Consider the following 14,603-nt stretch of genomic DNA (forward strand, 5'->3'; position numbering starts at 1 on the left):
TGCGCCGCGGGATCCGTGGGCCGTTGACACCGCGTGCCAGGGCTTCTAGCGTCTCGTCTGCTGAAGCTACTAAGCGGTTGCTCAGTGACTGAGGGCCGCGGATCCCAGGGCGAGGAGAACAGCATGTCCACCACCGAGCAGCGTGTCGCCATCGTGACCGGGGCGGCGCGGGGCATTGGCGCCGCGACCGCCGTCCGGCTTGCGGCCGAGGGCCGGGCCGTCGCGGTACTCGACCTCGACGAGGCCGCCTGCAAGGACACCGTCGACACGATCACCGCGGCGGGCGGCCGGGCCCTCGCCGTGGGCTGCGACGTCTCCGACAGCGCCCAGGTGGAGGCCGCCGTCGAGCGCGTCGCCGCCGAACTCGGCGCGCCGACCATCCTCGTCAACAACGCCGGTGTGCTCCGCGACAACCTCCTCTTCAAGATGAGCGAGTCGGACTGGGACCTCGTCATGAACGTCCACCTCAAGGGCGCGTTCCTGATGGCCAAGGCCTGTCAGAAGCACATGGTCGACGCCAAGTGGGGCCGCATCGTCTCGCTCTCCTCGTCGTCCGCCCTCGGTAACCGAGGCCAGGCCAACTACTCCGCCGTCAAGGCCGGCCTGCAGGGCTTCACCAAGACCCTCGCCAAGGAGCTCGGCAAGTTCGGCATCACCGCCAACGCGGTCGCCCCGGGCTTCATCGTCACCGAGATGACCGCCCAGACCGCCGCCCGCGTCGGCATGGGCTTCGAGGACTTCCAGGCCGCGGCCGCCACCCAGATCCCCGTCCAGCGCGTCGGCCACCCCGAGGACATCGCCAACGCCATCGCCTTCTTCACGGGCGACGCCGCGGGCTTCGTCTCCGGCCAGGTCATGTACGTCGCCGGCGGACCGCTCAACTAAGCGCAGGGGTACGGAACATGACTGAACTTCCCGAACTGTCGGGCAAGGTGGCCCTGATCACCGGAGCGAGCCGCGGCATCGGCTACGGCATCGCCGAGGCGCTCGTCGCCCGCGGCGACCGGGTGTGCATCACCGGACGCGGCGAGGACGCCCTCAAGGAGGCCGTCGACAGGCTCGGCTCCGACCGGGTCGTCGCGGTGGCCGGCAAGGCCGCCGACGAGGCCCACCAGGCCGCCGCCGTCGAGCGCACCATGGAAGCCTTCGGCCGGGTCGACTTCCTGATCAACAACGCGGGCACCAACCCGGTCTTCGGCCCGATGGCCGAGCTGGACCTGAACGTGGCCCGCAAGGTGTACGAGACCAACGTGATCTCTGCGCTCGGATTCGCCCAGCAGACCTGGAAGGCCTGGCAGAAGGAGAACGGCGGCGCGATCGTCAACATCGCCTCCATCGCCGGCGTCTCCGCCTCGCCCTTCATCGGCGCGTACGGCATGAGCAAGGCGGCCATGGTCAACCTGACCCTTCAGCTGGCGCACGAGTTCGCGCCGACCGTACGGGTCAACGCGATCGCCCCGGCGGTCGTCAAGACCAAGTTCGCCCAGGCGCTCTACGAGGGCCGTGAGGCGGAGGCCGCCGCGTCCTACCCGATGGGCCGGCTCGGCGTGCCCTCCGACATCGGCGGCGCCGCCGCGTTCCTCACCTCCGACCAGTCGGCCTGGGTCACCGGGCAGACCCTGGTCATCGACGGCGGGCTGTTCCTGAACGTGGGGGTGCACTGAGGAACGGGCACCTCCAGGCCACCTCCAGGAGCGTGCCCGCTCGGCCCGAAGCCCCCCCCAAGTGCCCCGTCGCGTCGGTCGGTCGATGCGGCGGGGCATCGCGCTGCGCCCGGCCGCTCCGGCGGCGGGAGGCGGGCGCACGGGCGGCGTTGTCAGTGGTGGCCGGTAGGTTCTGAACTCCGCACCGAGGGTGCGGAACCGAATGTCCCACGGAGGTTGTTGACGTGACCGATTCCGCCATGCTGCCCGAGTCCTGGCAGGGCGTCCTCGGCGAGGAGCTCCAGAAGCCGTACTTCAAGGAGCTCACCGCTTTCGTCGAGGAGGAGCGGGCGAAGGGCCCCGTCTTCCCGCCCCGCGACGAGGTCTTCGCCGCCCTGGACGCGACGCCGTACGACAAGGTCAAGGTCCTGGTCCTCGGGCAGGACCCCTACCACGGCGAGGGCCAGGGCCACGGCCTGTGCTTCTCGGTGCGGCCCGGCGTCAGGACACCGCCGTCCCTGCGCAACATCTACAAGGAGATGCGCGACGAGCTGGGCCTGGACATCCCGGACAACGGCTACCTCATGCCGTGGGCCGAGCAGGGCGTGCTGCTGCTCAACGCGGTCCTCACCGTGCGCTCCGGCGAGGCCAACTCGCACAAGGGCAAGGGCTGGGAGAAGTTCACCGACGCGGTGATCCGCGCCGTCGCCTCGCGGCCCGACCCGGCGGTCTTCGTGCTGTGGGGCAACTACGCGCAGAAGAAGCTCCCCCTGATCGACGAGGAGCGCCACGTCGTGGTCAAGGGCGCCCATCCTTCGCCGCTCTCGGCCAAGAAGTTCTTCGGCTCCCACCCGTTCACGCGGATCGACGAGGCGGTCGCGGCCCAGGGCCACGACCGCATCGACTGGCGCATTCCGAACCTGGGCTGAGGGCCCGGCCTGGGCGGGCGGGGGCGCCGGGCGGCCGGGGCGTGTGACGGCGTCCGGCTGACAGACCGGTGCCCCCGCCCGAGCCTGAGGCCGATTGTCAGTGGCTGCCGCTAGCGTCGAAACCGTTCGGCTTTCGAGACGACCGGTGGAGACAGTGTGACGGACATGCAGGAAGCCCCGGGGGACATCGTGATGACCCGGATCGGGCAAGCGATGATGCTGCTGCACGGTGGGGACCGCGAGGAGGCCCGCAACCGCTTCGCCGCCCTGTGGTCGGAGATCGGCGAGCGCGGCGACGCGCTCCACCGCTGCACCCTCGCCCACTACATGGCCGACGCGCAGGACGACGCGGAGGACGAACTGGCGTGGGACCTGCGGGCGTTGGCGGCCGCCGACGGCTTGAGAACCGCCGACGGCCCGCGTCATGACCGCCTCCCGGCCCACCGTGCGCCGCTCGCCGTGCGCGCCTTCTACCCCGCGCTCCACCTCAACCTCGCCGCCGACTACGCGAAGCTGCACCGCCCCGCGGAGGCCCGTCGTCATCTCGACCGGGCCCACGCCGCGCTCGACGTGCTGAACGACGACGCGTACGGAAACGACACCCGTGAGGCGCTGCGCCGCCTGGAACGACAGCTGGATGCCGTGTGACGAGGGGGGCGCCCCCTCAATGGCCGTATACCTGATGACAGATGCGCGCCTCGGGGCTGTCGGCGCGCCAGCCCGCGTAACCCTGGCCGAGCGCGCAGACGTCACCGGAAACGGGCGGTGCGGGGGCGGGTCGGGGGTGTGGAGTCGCGGGGGCGGCCGGCTGGTGCCGCGGCTGTTCGGTGCGGTGATGACGGCCATGACCGACCGCTTGCCGCCGGTCGGCCACAGGTGGCGGGGGCGGCGCGGCGGGCGGGCTCGTCGGCGCGATCGCCTCCAGGGCCTCGCGGGCGGGCGGCTGCGCGATCTGCGGGGAGAGCCGGCTGCTGCGGCCGCTGTCGGCGGCCGGAGCGGGCGGTGGGGAGGGCGCGGGTCCCGACTCGACGGAGACACACCCCGAGACGCATCCGCAGACGGCCAGGGCGGCCACGGTCGTCAGGAGCCTCAGCGCGTTCCTGGTTCGGTGCATCGGACAACTCTGCTGGCCGCGGCGGGCGTTGGGCGAGCCGGTGGGGCCACAATGGCCCGCACGAGTGACGCGCCCGCCGGGGCGGGCGCGCGGGAACCCGGCGCGGATTCCTGCCGCCGCCGGGCCGGCCCACCCGGCCCCGTCAGCTTCCGGTGCGCGTCAGCTTCCGGCGGCGCCGTCGATCGCTTCGCGGATCAGATCGGCGTGGCCGTTGTGGCGGGCGTACTCCTCGATCATGTGGGTGTAGATCCATCGCAGGTTGAAGTGCTGCCCGCTGCGAGCGGTGCCTTTGCTGAGGTCGTCGAGGCCGTGGCCGGCCGCTGCCTCCCGGGTCGCGGCGACCTCCGTGTGCCATGTGGCGAGCGCCTCGGCATAGGTGTCGTCCGGGCCGAAGTGGAAATCGCCGTCCGGGTCCTCGTCGGTCCCGTACACGCCCTCGTCGGTGCCGCCCGAGAACACCGTGACGAACCACCAGCGCTCGACTTCCGCGAGGTGGCGCAGCAGCCCGAGCAGCGTGAGAGCGGAGCTCGGCACGGCCGTCCGCTTGAGCTGCTCGTCGGTGAGCCCGGAACACTTCCAGAGCAGTGTGCCGCGGTGGTATTCCAGCCAGCCTTCGAGCATGTCCCGCTCGGTGGCGTCGAGTGCGGGCTCGTCACGCCGAGCGGATTCGGCCTGCGGTACCTCGGAGGTCGTCATGGCGTCATCCTGGCCGACGGTCACCGCCGTGGCCACCGGTTATCGAGATGCGGGCCCGGCCAGCATGCCGTGCAGCAGCTCGGAGAAGCCGCGGCGCAGTTCGGGCTCGGACGGCACCTCGGCATGGTAGGAACCGGCCGCGCAGGAGAACATCAGGCCTTCGCCGAACGAGACGAGGCCGAGCGCGTGGCGTTCCGGCGCGCCGGAGCCCGCCGCCGCCATCAGTGCCACGAGCGGCTCCCTGAACTGCCGTCCGGCCGCGTCGTAGTGGGCACGCAGCTCGGGTCGCCGGGTCGCCTCCAGGGCCAACTCGTAGCGGGAGACCAGCAGTTCGCGATGATCGGTGAGGCTGCGGTGCAGGGCGCGGGCGAGCGCCGCGGCCACGTCGTCGAGGTTGGCCCCCGCCACCGGCAGCTCGGCCGGGGTGAGAACCTCGGCCTCCCGCTCAGCCTGCCGCGTAACGGCCGCTTCGAGCAGCGCGAGCCGGGTCCGTGCCTGGTTGGAGGTCGAGCCCTGGGGCAGCCCGGCCCGCTCGTCGACGGCGCGATGGGTCAGACCGCGCATGCCCCGCTCGGCGAGCAGGGCGAGCGCGGTGTCGGCGATGAGCTCGGCACGCGAGGTGCCGGGGATGCGTGCGGCCATGAGATCAACCTATCCCGTGCACTACGGGTGTAGTAACGTGAGGTGTGCACTACAGGTGTAGTGCATGACAGACGCGGTACGCGGGTGTCATGGGCCAGGCGCCCACCAGGAGCCGGGCCGTGGGCATGACCACCAGCCAGACCGTGGGTCGAACCACGAGCGCGCCATGAGTCGGAGCGTCAGGGGGCATCATGAACATCGAGGTGGACGGCGTGGGCGGCACGCCCCGCGCGGTCGTCGTCGGCGGCGGGATCGGCGGGCTCGCCGCCGCGGCGGCGCTGATCGGGCGCGGCTGGCAGGTCACCGTCCTGGAGCGGGCCGCGGCGCCGAAGCCGGCCGGGGCGGGCATCGCGCTCGCCCCCAACGGTCTGCGCGCCCTCGACGTCATCGGCCTCGGCGACGCCGTCCGGGCCCTCGCCGCCTGGCAGGGCGACGGCGGCCTGCGCACCCCGCGCGGCCGATGGCTCTCCCGCACGGATGCGCGCGCCGCCGCCGACGCCTTCGGCGGACCCGTCGTGCTGCTGCACCGGGCGACCCTGATCGACACCCTGGCCGCCGCGCTCCCGGCGGGAACGGTACGCACCGGCGAGGCGGCGGAGCTGGCCGACCGCGGGGCCGCCGACCGCCCGGCCGTGGTTCGCACCGCCGGCGGGGAGATCGAGGCCGACCTGGTCGTGGGCGCCGACGGCATCCACTCCGCGCTGCGCGCGAGCCTCTTTCCGGCCCACCCGGGTCCCGAATACGCCGGGTTCACCACCTGGCGCCTCGTGGTCGCGGGCCCCGCCCGGCCGTTCGCGCCGCACGAGACCTGGGGGCCGGGCAGGCTGTGGGGCACCCAGCCCCTCAAGGACGGCCGCGTCTACGCGTACGCGGCAGCCAGGACCCCGCGCGACGGGCACGGTGCCGAGGGTGAACTCCCGGTACTGCGACGGCTGTTCGGCACCTGGCACGATCCGGTCCCGGCCGTGCTCGCGGCCGTAGGCGAAGGCGCGGTGCTGCGCAACGACGTCCACTGGATGGCCAAGAGCCTGCCCGTCCACCACCGCGGCCGGGTCGCCCTCATCGGTGACGCGGCCCACGCCATGGCGCCGACGCTCGGCCAGGGCGGCAATCAGGCCTTGGAGGACGCCGTCGTCCTCGCCCACTGCGCTGACCCCCACGGCGACCTCGCCGTCTCCCTCGCCCGCTACAGCGCCGAGCGCGTGCCCCGCACCAGGGCCATGACGGACAAGGCGGAGCGCGTCGCCCGGCTCGCGATGACGCGCAATCCGGCCGGCGTCGCGGCACGGAACACCCTGATCCGTGCGCTCCGCCTGCTCGGCCCCGGCTCCGCGCTGCGCCCCTTCGCGGACATCATGGACTGGCAGCCACCAGCCACACGTATGCTGACCAGGCAAGGAAGCAGGACACCACTCGGCGACAGGGAGACCCCGTGAAGGTCGGATGCATCGGACTCGGGGACATCGCGCACAAGGCCTACCTGCCGGTGCTGACCATGCTGGCCGACACGGAACTGCACCTGCAGACCCGCACCCCGGCCACTCTGGCCGCGGTGGCCGACGCCCACCGCATTCCCGCCGCCCAGCTCCACACCGACCTGGACGCGTTGCTCGCGCAGGGGCTCGACGCCGCGTTCGTGCACGCGCCGACCGCCGTGCACCCGGAGATCGTGACGCGGCTGCTCGAATCCGGCGTACCGACCTATGTCGACAAGCCGCTCGCCTACGAACTCGCCGAGTCCGAGCGGCTGGTGGCGCTCGCGGAGGAGCGCGGCGTGAGTCTCGCCGTCGGCTTCAACCGGCGGCTCGCCCCCAGCTACGCCCAATGCGCCGATCACCCGCGCGAGTTGATCCTGATGCAGAAGAACCGGGTGGGTCTGCCCGAGGACCCGCGCACGCTGGTGCTCGACGACTTCATCCACGTCGTGGACACCCTGCGGTTCCTGGCGCCGGGGCCGATCGAGCACACCGTCGTACGGGCGCGGGTCCGCGGGGGCCTGATGGAACACGTGGTCCTTCAGCTCTCCGGCGACGGCTTCACCGCGATCGGCACCATGAACCGGCTCAACGGCTCCACCGAGGAGATCCTGGAGGTCTCCGGGCAGGACACCAAGCGCCAGGTGCTCAACCTCGCCGACGTGGTCGACCACAAGGGCCAGCCGACGCTGCGCCGCCGTGGCGACTGGGTGCCGGTCTCCCGCCAGCGCGGCATCGAACAGTCCGTGCTGTCCTTCCTCGACGCGGTGCGGGCGGGGAAGACGCTCAGCGCCCAGGACGCGCTCGCGACCCATGAGCTGTGCGAGCGGGTGGTGCGGGAGTCCCTGCGGCAGGCCTCCTGAGCACCCGCGTCCCCTGCGCCGCACAGAACACGACGACCACCGCAAGCGCCGCGTAGACCGCCCAGTCGCCGAAGCGCACATAGGGCGTGGTGCCGGTGGTGAGCGGGATGTCGTACACGGCGGAGGTGCTGGCGGAGGTGCCGATCCACCGGCCGATCCGGCCGCCGTCCGCACCGTGGACCGCGCTGATTCCGGTCAGCGTCGCGTGGACCATCGGACGGCCCGTCTCGGCGGCGCGCAGCGCGGCGAGCGAGGCGTGCTGGGCCGGGGCCCAGGTGTCCTGGAACGACGAGGTGGAGGACTGCGCGACCAGCAACTGGGCGCCGTCGCGCACCAGATGACGGCTCATGTCGGGAAACGCGGACTCGAAACACACGAGCGGCCCAAGACGCACCCCCGTGGGCAGCGTCATCACCACGGGGGTCGTGCCGCGCCGGCGGTCCTCGCCGGCCGCCTTGCCGACCGACGTCGCCCAGCCGAGCAGCGAACGGGCCGGAATGTACTCACCGAACGGCACGAGCCGCATCTTGTCGTAGCGCTGACCGGTCGGCCCGACCGGTCCGACGAGCACCGAACTCTTGAAGATCCCCGGCTTGTCCGACCTGCGGGCGTCCACATTCACCAGGATGTCCGCGCCGACCTCCCGCGAGAGCTTCGCGATCCGGGCGGCCAGGTCGGGGCGGGCGGCCAGGTCCTGCCCCACACTGCTCTCGCCCCACACGACGAGATCCACCCGCTGCCCCACCAGGGCCCGCGTCAGCGCCTCACTGCGGGCGAAGCGGGCATCGCCGTCCTCGATCACGCCCGGCTGCACCACGGCGACCCGTAGGTGGCCGTCCCGCTGCATATGGGGAGCCCACACCCATACCGCGCTTGTGGCGAGCGCACACACAACAAGGGCCGACACCATGGCGATACGCGCCGCCCGGTGGACCACACAGAGGGCGACGGCGGTGTTCACCGCCACCACGAGCAGACTCACCAGCCATACCCCACCCACCGACATCAACCGCAGCGCGGGAGCCACCTCCCACTGGCTCGCGCCGAGCAGCCCCCACGGCCCGCCGAGCCCCTGCCACGACCGGACCAGCTCCACCATCAGCCAGCCCGACGGCACCACCGCCACCGCCGCCAGCGCACGCGCCGTCGAGGGCCTGCCGCCCAGGGCCGAGCGCACCAGCACACCCCACGGCGCCCACAACAGCCCAAGCAGCCCGGCGAGCACCACGATGAACACATTGAGGCTCGGCAGCAGCCAGTGGTGCACGGCGAGCATGAACCCGGTGCCGCCGAGCCATCCGTCGAGCGCGGCCCGCCGGACGCTGCCCGCGGAACGCACGAGCAGCAGCAGCGGCACGAGCGCCACATAGGCGAACCACCACAGCGACGGCGCGGGGAACGCGAGCGCGGGCAGCGCCCCGGCGAGCAGCGCGGCCGCGCCGCGCCACCAGGCCGAGGCGAGCCGCGGACCGTGACGGCCGACCGGAATCCGCATACCGCGCCTCCTTGCCCACCCCCGTGATCAGGTCTGTCCCCCCGCCAGTGTGCGGGAGAGCGGCGGCCGCGCGCAGACGGCCCGGCGGCCCCGGCGCGTTACGCCCGCCCCTCAGCTCCCCGAGTGCCCGGCGAGCACCCCCGACAACCGTCGCCACTTCTCGAACACGGTCACCGACCGCAGCCGCCACCCTTCCTCGGCGCGGACCAGCGAGAAGGCGTAGCGCCCGCCGGCCTCGAAGTCGGGTGCGGGCGGCCCGGCGTCGCCCGCGGTGCCGCAGCACATCGGGTTGAAGTAGTCGGCGCGCAGCTCGGCCCGGTCGCCCGGGTAGCCACCGAGATCCTGAAGGCTCAGCACCCGGTTGGTGATCAGATGCTGACGGACCGGGAACACCAGCAGGGTCTCGCCGAGCCACCGCGCCACCTCCTCGGCTCCGCCCTCGATGCCGCCCGCGGCACGGTAGTCGGCGCGTCCGTCGGCCGCGAACAGGGCGCGGTAGGCGGTCCAGTCCCCGTCGTCGACGGCCGCGGCGTATCCGGTGATGAGTTCGTCGATGGCCAGCCGGTCCAAGAGGGTTCCGAGATCCACACGCTGCGTCATCGGGTCAGTCTCCGCCCCCGGGCCCGTAACGCCAAGAGCGCTGCACTTGTGGGCGGTCGGCGGGCCGTGTTACCGCTGGCGCCATGACTGATGAGAGAGCCCCGGCAGTACGCAGCGAACGGCACGGCCCGGTCACGACGGTGGTGCTCTCGCGCCCCGGCGTGCGCAACGCGGTGGACGGCCCCACCGCGCGGGCCCTCGCCGACGCCTTCCGTGCCTTCGAGGCCGACGAACGGGCCGCCGTCGCGGTGCTGTGGGGAGAGGGCGGCACGTTCTGCGCGGGCGCCGACCTCAAGGCGCTGGGCACCGCACGGAGCAACACGGTGACCGAGGACGGCGACGGCCCGATGGGTCCGACCCGGCTGCGGCTCTCCAAACCGGTCATCGCCGCCGTCGCCGGGCACGCGGTGGCCGGCGGGCTCGAACTCGCGCTCTGGTGCGACCTGCGGGTCATGGAGCAGGACGCCGTGTTCGGGGTCTTCTGCCGGCGCTGGGGCGTGCCGCTGATCGACGGCGGCACGGTGCGCCTGCCGCGGCTCATCGGGGCGGGCCGTGCCATGGACCTCGTCCTGACCGGGCGGCCGGTGGACTCGCCGGAGGCCCACGCCATCGGCCTCGCCGACCGCGTCGTGCCCACCGGCACCGCCCGCGCGGCCGCGGAACGGCTCGCCGCCGAGATCGCCGCCTTCCCGCAGACGTGCCTGCGCCACGACCGGATGTCGCTGCGCGAACAGGAGGGGCTCGGCGAGGAGGAAGCCCTCCTGAACGAGGTGCGTCACGGCGTCCACGCCCTCGGCGGCGAAGCCCCCGAGGGAGCGGCCCGGTTCGCCGCGGGGGCGGGCCGTCACGGCGCCTTCGACGAATGGGCTTGACGGATCCCAGCCCTGGGCGCCCGGCGGGCTTGCGCGTACGCGGCCACGGGCGCCGGCTGGCGCGTACGCGACGGGAGCGGCCGCGCACGGATGCGGCCAGGGGCGCCGCCTCGCGCTTACGCGACCATGGGGGCCCGGCCCGGTCCGCCCGGCGCCGGGATCCGTGCCACGCACCAACCCGCTTGCCACGCAGGGAAGTTGGCCGCGCCCGAGCCGGCCCCCCGCGGCGGCCGTCCGCTAGGGCCGGCGGATGTACGGCGTCGTCACGGTCAGCTCGACGAAACCCAGGCGCCGCAGGATGGGGCGGCTCTGGGCGGAGGCGTCGACCTGGAGGTAACGGCAGCCGCGCTCCGCCGCGATGCGGGCACGGTGGGCGATCAGGGCGCGGTAGATGCCCTTGCCGCGCCACTCGGGCAGGGTGCCGCCGCCCCACAGGCCGGCGAACTCCGTACCGGGAAGGACGTCCAGGCGGCCCGCGCTCACCGGCACGTCACCGGCCATGGCCACCACCGCGGTGAGGGTCTCGGGAGCATGGGCGAGCTGGGCGAGCAGCCGTTCCCTCAGGCGGGAGGCGTCGCCGCCGAAGGCGCCCTGGTGAACCTCGGCCAGCAGGTCCACTCCGGCCGCGTCGGTGACGGGGCGCAGGGAGATGCCCGCGGCGAGCTCGGAGTGGAGAGCGAGGTCGGCGACGCGGGCAACCATGACGGTCTCGTCGGGCTCGGCCTCGAACCCGGCGGCCACCAGGCGCCGTCCGAGGTCGGCGGGGCGGTCGTGGGCGTACAGCTTCCACTCGCATTCCACACCGAGGGACGCGAAGTGGCGTACCTGCGCGGCGATCCGGGCATCGGCGTCCGCCTCGGTCAGGTCCGACCAGAGGACGCCGTTCCAGACGGGTGCGGGACCGACCTGCCGCACGACGCCGCCGACGCGCTCGATCCGGGCCCCGGGCCCGTCGGGCACGGCGTTCTCGCGCATCTGCCGGTCGAAGAGCGCGAGCACCTCGTCATCGGCGCCGCTGTTCAGGGAGTCGGTGTCCATCGGGCCACCCCATCACCGCGAGGAGACGCCGGGCAACCGGAATGCGCGCGGCTCAGGCCCGCGGCCGTGCGGAGGTTCCCGCGGCGAGCGGGGCGGGCTCGCCCACGGCGTCCGCCCACTCGGTGAGCAGCCGCTCGTACTCCTCCGCGGGCCACTGCCCGTCCGCGCCGTCGACGAGCGCACGGATGGCGTCGTTGGCGGCATCCGCGTCGGACGGCGGGGTGCCGGGCCGGTCGGGGGAGGTAGACATGCGAACAGGCTACGGGCCCGACCGCCCCGCTGTACCCCCGATTACGTCAATGCCCAGGTGAGCGGGGTGTGGGGTGGTCAAGGTCACAGATTGTGGGGGCTTTGTGTGGGATTTGGGAGGGCGAAGTCAGGCCGCCTGCGCGGTGTCGTCGCGAACCGCGGCCGCCCACTCGACGAGGAGTCGTCGGTAACGCTCCTCCTCGTCGGGGGAGAGGCGTCCGTCGGACTGCTCCCACAATGAGCGGATCTCCGCGTTCACCACGTCGGCAGGGCGAAGGCAGCGGCGGTCGAAAGTCGGGGGCATGAGGACAAGCCTACGGCCATGAGGTGACCCAGCGCCACGGAGTGGGAACTCTCAGCCAGCATCGGCGGATTGAGCGCGGCGCCGGGGCCGGTGGGCGCGGGTGCCGGGGGCCGGATCCGGACAGGCCGGCGCGGAGCCCGTTCAACTGTCCGGCGCGGTCCGGGCGTTGCCGGGTCCCGGCGCGCGGGCCTCCGCCTATCCTCGCGGCATGGAGCAGAGCGAGGTTCTCAAGCGAGTGATCGGCATCCTCACCGAGGCCGGGGACTACCGCCGCCGCATCGAGCAGGACGGCGAACGGAGCGGCAGGGACACGGAGATCGGCATCGTCACCGCCCTGCTCAACGAGACGATGCCGCACATCGAGATCCCCGCGGACGCCACTCCGCAGGAGATGGCGACCCTGGTGGCCCGGGAGGTCGGCGGCGCCATTCGTCAGCTCGTGGCCGCCTTCAGTCTGGCCTTCGTGGCCCTCGCCCAGGCCCATGACTCCGGCGAACAGGACGTGTCGTCGGCCGATGTCCTGCAGGATCTGGCGCTGCGCGCCGAGGAGGTCAAGGGCGACGGCCCCGCGTCCGGCCCCGCGTCCGGCTGAGTGTCCAACGGGCGCGCGACCGGCGGATCAGAGCCCGCCGCCCGCGTCCGGGCTGAGGGAGCCGGCTCCGATGAGGGCGAACAGGACGACGCCCAGGGCGATCCGGTAGACGACGAACGGCATGAAGCTCTTGCTGGAGATGAACGACATGAACCAGGCGATGACCGCGTACCCCACGCCGAAGGCGACGGCCGCGGCGAACAGGGTGGGCGGCAGCGGGGCCTGACCGGGGCCGCCCGCGTCCTTCAACTCGAAGACCCCGGAGGCGAGTACGGCGGGAACGGCGAGCAGGAAGGAGTAACGGGCCGCCGCCTCACGGGTGTAGCCCATGAGGAGGCCGCCACTGATGGTGGCGCCGGAGCGGGAGACTCCGGGTATGAGCGCCATGGCCTGGCACATGCCGTAGATCAGGCCGTCCCTGGTGCTGAGCTCGTGCAGCGACTTGCGTTCCCTGGCCGCGCGGTGGCGGCCGCCCGACGCGTCGCGGGCCGCGAGCCGGTCGGCGACGGCGAGCACGACGCCCATCACGACCAGGGTGGTCGCGATGACCCGCAGATCGCGGAAGGAGGTGTCGATCTGGTCCTTCAGGACGATGCCGAGCACCCCGATCGGGATCGATCCGACGATCACGAGCCAGCCCGTCCGCGCGTCGCTGTCCCCGCGCAGCGAACGGTCGGTGAGCGACCGGAACCAGGCCGAGACGATCCGTGCGATGTCCGAACGGAAGTAGATGAGGACGGCGGTCTCGGTGCCGATCTGCGTGATGGCGGTGAACGCGGCCCCCGGGTCCTGCCAGCCCGCGAACGCCGCGGTCAGCCGCAGATGGGCGCTGGAGGAGATGGGCAGGAACTCCGTAAGCCCCTGGACGAGCCCGAGTATGAACGATTCGAACCAAGACATGGGGTGCTGCGCCATCCAAGGGGATCGGGGTGCGGGCCGGCCGGCGCGACGGGAACGTCCGAGGCGTTCGGGGGCGGTGCGGCCGCACCACCGCTCCGGTGATCTTGTACGGATCGAGCCGCACGGTAGCGACCGCGGGTGAACGGACGGTTGCCGTACGACCGCGCCCCGGGGAAACGGGAGGTGGCGGGGCGGCGTGCCGGGGGAGGGGGTGCCGGTCTGCCACGGCATTCCGGCCCCCACGGCCCCGACGCCCCGTTCCGGATGGCCCCGACTGCCCCGCTCCGGAGGGGCCCCTGGGCCGTGTCTTCAAAGTCCCGTCCGGCCGGCGGCGGACGACGCGACGTCGAAGACACTCCCTAGCCCCGGCGCAGCCGGTGCCGCTTGTGCCAGGCGAGCGCGGCGGCGCCGACGCCGCTCAGGACGATGAAGCCCATCGCGATCACAAAGGCCGGCGAGGTCGGCGACGAGGCGCTGCCGCCCGCGACGACGTACGCGAGGGTGTTGGGCACCGACCCGGCCCCCGTCGCCAGCAGGAACGGCACCCACCCCATGCGTGACACCGCGGCGCAGTAGTTGGCCGCGGCGAAGGGCACCCCGGGGAAGAGGCGCAGCGCCATCATCGAGCGGAACCCGTGCCGCGACAGCTGGCCGTCGGCCGCCGTCAGCCAGCGCCCGCGCAGCAGCGGGCGCAGCGCGTCCTGCCCGAGCATCCGGACCAGGCCGAACGAGACGCCCGCGCCGAGCACCGTGCCCGCGAGGGCGGCCACGAGCCCCGCCTGGGTGGCGAACAGGGCCCCCGCGGCCAGATTGAGGATCGGGCGGGGCACGAACGCCGCCGTGCACAGGCCGTACGCCACCGCGAACAGCGCCACCGCCCCGGCCCCGCGCACGTGCGGCGGCCAGCCCGCGGCGAGCATTCGCTGCGGCTGGAGGACGAGCACACAGCACCCCGCGGCCACGAGGACCAGCACGAGCAGAGCGAACCGCGACCACGGCGACAGCAGCGCTCTGCCGCACCGGGCGGCGAGAGCGGACGGGGGCCGGGCAGCGGGCTCGAACATTCCCGGAGACTAACCGAAGCGGACCCGCGCCCGCCGTGAGCGAAGTCCCCCACCCCCGCCCCGCCGTGCGTACGGCGGATCCATGTCCCGCGTGTGCCCCGCGACCCGCTCGCCGCCCATTCCGTCG

Annotated in this window: 18 protein-coding genes; 8 read left to right on the forward strand and 10 right to left on the reverse strand. The window is 73.0% G+C overall.

Annotation, left to right across the window (positions count from 1 at the left end):
• The first annotated feature begins 123 nt into the window (after nucleotides 1-123).
• The 4 genes from fabG (at nucleotide 124) to OG432_RS30060 (ending at nucleotide 3,220) form a co-directional block, all read left to right on the forward strand.
• Nucleotides 124-885, forward strand: coding sequence for a 3-oxoacyl-ACP reductase FabG (fabG, locus tag OG432_RS30045; RefSeq protein ID WP_267054355.1), 762 nt, complete (start codon nucleotides 124-126; stop codon nucleotides 883-885).
• A gap of 17 nt (nucleotides 886-902) precedes the next feature.
• Nucleotides 903-1,664 (forward strand): SDR family oxidoreductase, encoded by a 762-nt coding sequence (locus OG432_RS30050; RefSeq protein ID WP_328314080.1) that lies wholly within the window; start codon nucleotides 903-905, stop codon nucleotides 1,662-1,664.
• 224 nt (nucleotides 1,665-1,888) lie between these two features.
• The gene (gene ung, locus OG432_RS30055) at nucleotides 1,889-2,572 is read left to right on the forward strand and encodes a uracil-DNA glycosylase (RefSeq protein WP_328314081.1); all 684 of its coding nucleotides are present in this window, start codon (nucleotides 1,889-1,891) and stop codon (nucleotides 2,570-2,572) included.
• A gap of 165 nt (nucleotides 2,573-2,737) precedes the next feature.
• Nucleotides 2,738-3,220, forward strand: a complete 483-nt coding sequence (locus OG432_RS30060; protein WP_328314082.1) for a hypothetical protein — start codon at nucleotides 2,738-2,740, stop codon at nucleotides 3,218-3,220.
• Nucleotides 3,221-3,236: 16 nt separating this feature from the next.
• Here OG432_RS30060 and OG432_RS30065 read toward each other — a convergent pair whose 3' ends face one another.
• The 3 genes from OG432_RS30065 to OG432_RS30075 all read right to left on the reverse strand — a co-directional run bounded on the left by OG432_RS30065 (nucleotide 3,237) and on the right by OG432_RS30075 (nucleotide 5,024).
• Nucleotides 3,237-3,686 (reverse strand): hypothetical protein, encoded by a 450-nt coding sequence (locus tag OG432_RS30065; RefSeq protein ID WP_328314083.1) that lies wholly within the window; start codon nucleotides 3,684-3,686, stop codon nucleotides 3,237-3,239.
• 159 nt (nucleotides 3,687-3,845) lie between these two features.
• Complete coding sequence (locus OG432_RS30070) at nucleotides 3,846-4,382, reverse strand: DinB family protein (protein ID WP_328314084.1); 537 nt, start codon at nucleotides 4,380-4,382, stop codon at nucleotides 3,846-3,848.
• 39 nt (nucleotides 4,383-4,421) lie between these two features.
• A complete protein-coding gene (locus OG432_RS30075; protein WP_328314085.1) occupies nucleotides 4,422-5,024 on the reverse strand; it encodes a TetR/AcrR family transcriptional regulator in 603 nt (200 codons plus the stop codon).
• 191 nt (nucleotides 5,025-5,215) lie between these two features.
• Here OG432_RS30075 and OG432_RS30080 point away from each other — a divergent pair, with 191 nt between their 5' ends.
• Both OG432_RS30080 and OG432_RS30085 read left to right on the forward strand, forming a co-directional pair.
• Nucleotides 5,216-6,460: an FAD-dependent monooxygenase gene (locus OG432_RS30080; RefSeq protein ID WP_328314086.1), complete on the forward strand. Its 1,245-nt coding sequence runs from the start codon at nucleotides 5,216-5,218 to the stop codon at nucleotides 6,458-6,460.
• Complete coding sequence (locus tag OG432_RS30085; RefSeq protein ID WP_328314087.1) at nucleotides 6,457-7,362, forward strand: Gfo/Idh/MocA family protein; 906 nt, start codon at nucleotides 6,457-6,459, stop codon at nucleotides 7,360-7,362. The genes OG432_RS30080 and OG432_RS30085 overlap by 4 nt, the downstream gene beginning before the upstream one ends.
• On the opposite strand, the gene lnt is transcribed toward OG432_RS30085, so the two are convergent.
• The gene (gene lnt, locus OG432_RS30090) at nucleotides 7,286-8,857 is read right to left on the reverse strand and encodes an apolipoprotein N-acyltransferase (RefSeq protein ID WP_328314088.1); all 1,572 of its coding nucleotides are present in this window, start codon (nucleotides 8,855-8,857) and stop codon (nucleotides 7,286-7,288) included. The genes OG432_RS30085 and lnt overlap by 77 nt on opposite strands.
• A gap of 111 nt (nucleotides 8,858-8,968) precedes the next feature.
• Entirely contained in the window at nucleotides 8,969-9,457 is a 489-nt protein-coding gene (locus OG432_RS30095; RefSeq protein ID WP_328314089.1) for a nuclear transport factor 2 family protein, read from the reverse strand.
• Between the two features lie 83 nt (nucleotides 9,458-9,540).
• Here OG432_RS30095 and OG432_RS30100 point away from each other — a divergent pair, with 83 nt between their 5' ends.
• Nucleotides 9,541-10,329, forward strand: coding sequence for a crotonase/enoyl-CoA hydratase family protein (locus OG432_RS30100; RefSeq protein WP_328314090.1), 789 nt, complete (start codon nucleotides 9,541-9,543; stop codon nucleotides 10,327-10,329).
• A 237-nt stretch (nucleotides 10,330-10,566) separates the two neighbouring features.
• Here the strand turns inward: OG432_RS30100 and OG432_RS30105 are convergent, their stop codons facing one another.
• The 3 genes from OG432_RS30105 to OG432_RS30115 all read right to left on the reverse strand — a co-directional run bounded on the left by OG432_RS30105 (nucleotide 10,567) and on the right by OG432_RS30115 (nucleotide 11,920).
• On the reverse strand, nucleotides 10,567-11,367 hold the full coding sequence (locus tag OG432_RS30105; protein WP_328314092.1) for a GNAT family N-acetyltransferase: 801 nt from the start codon (nucleotides 11,365-11,367) through the stop codon (nucleotides 10,567-10,569).
• A 52-nt stretch (nucleotides 11,368-11,419) separates the two neighbouring features.
• Complete coding sequence (locus OG432_RS30110) at nucleotides 11,420-11,617, reverse strand: hypothetical protein (RefSeq protein ID WP_328314093.1); 198 nt, start codon at nucleotides 11,615-11,617, stop codon at nucleotides 11,420-11,422.
• Between the two features lie 126 nt (nucleotides 11,618-11,743).
• On the reverse strand, nucleotides 11,744-11,920 hold the full coding sequence (locus tag OG432_RS30115; RefSeq protein ID WP_267054369.1) for a hypothetical protein: 177 nt from the start codon (nucleotides 11,918-11,920) through the stop codon (nucleotides 11,744-11,746).
• 208 nt (nucleotides 11,921-12,128) lie between these two features.
• Between OG432_RS30115 and OG432_RS30120 the strand changes: the two genes are divergently transcribed.
• Nucleotides 12,129-12,512 (forward strand): hypothetical protein, encoded by a 384-nt coding sequence (locus tag OG432_RS30120; RefSeq protein WP_328314094.1) that lies wholly within the window; start codon nucleotides 12,129-12,131, stop codon nucleotides 12,510-12,512.
• Nucleotides 12,513-12,539: 27 nt separating this feature from the next.
• Here the strand turns inward: OG432_RS30120 and OG432_RS30125 are convergent, their stop codons facing one another.
• Nucleotides 12,540-13,412 (reverse strand): undecaprenyl-diphosphate phosphatase, encoded by an 873-nt coding sequence (locus OG432_RS30125; protein ID WP_328314095.1) that lies wholly within the window; start codon nucleotides 13,410-13,412, stop codon nucleotides 12,540-12,542.
• 359 nt (nucleotides 13,413-13,771) lie between these two features.
• Nucleotides 13,772-14,476 carry a TVP38/TMEM64 family protein gene (locus tag OG432_RS30130; RefSeq protein WP_328314096.1) on the reverse strand — a complete coding sequence of 235 codons (705 nt, stop codon included), beginning with the start codon at nucleotides 14,474-14,476 and terminating at the stop codon, nucleotides 13,772-13,774.
• Between the last annotated feature and the right edge of the window lie 127 nt (nucleotides 14,477-14,603).

Source organism: Streptomyces sp. NBC_00442 (assembly GCF_036014195.1).
Taxonomy (GTDB): domain Bacteria; phylum Actinomycetota; class Actinomycetes; order Streptomycetales; family Streptomycetaceae; genus Streptomyces.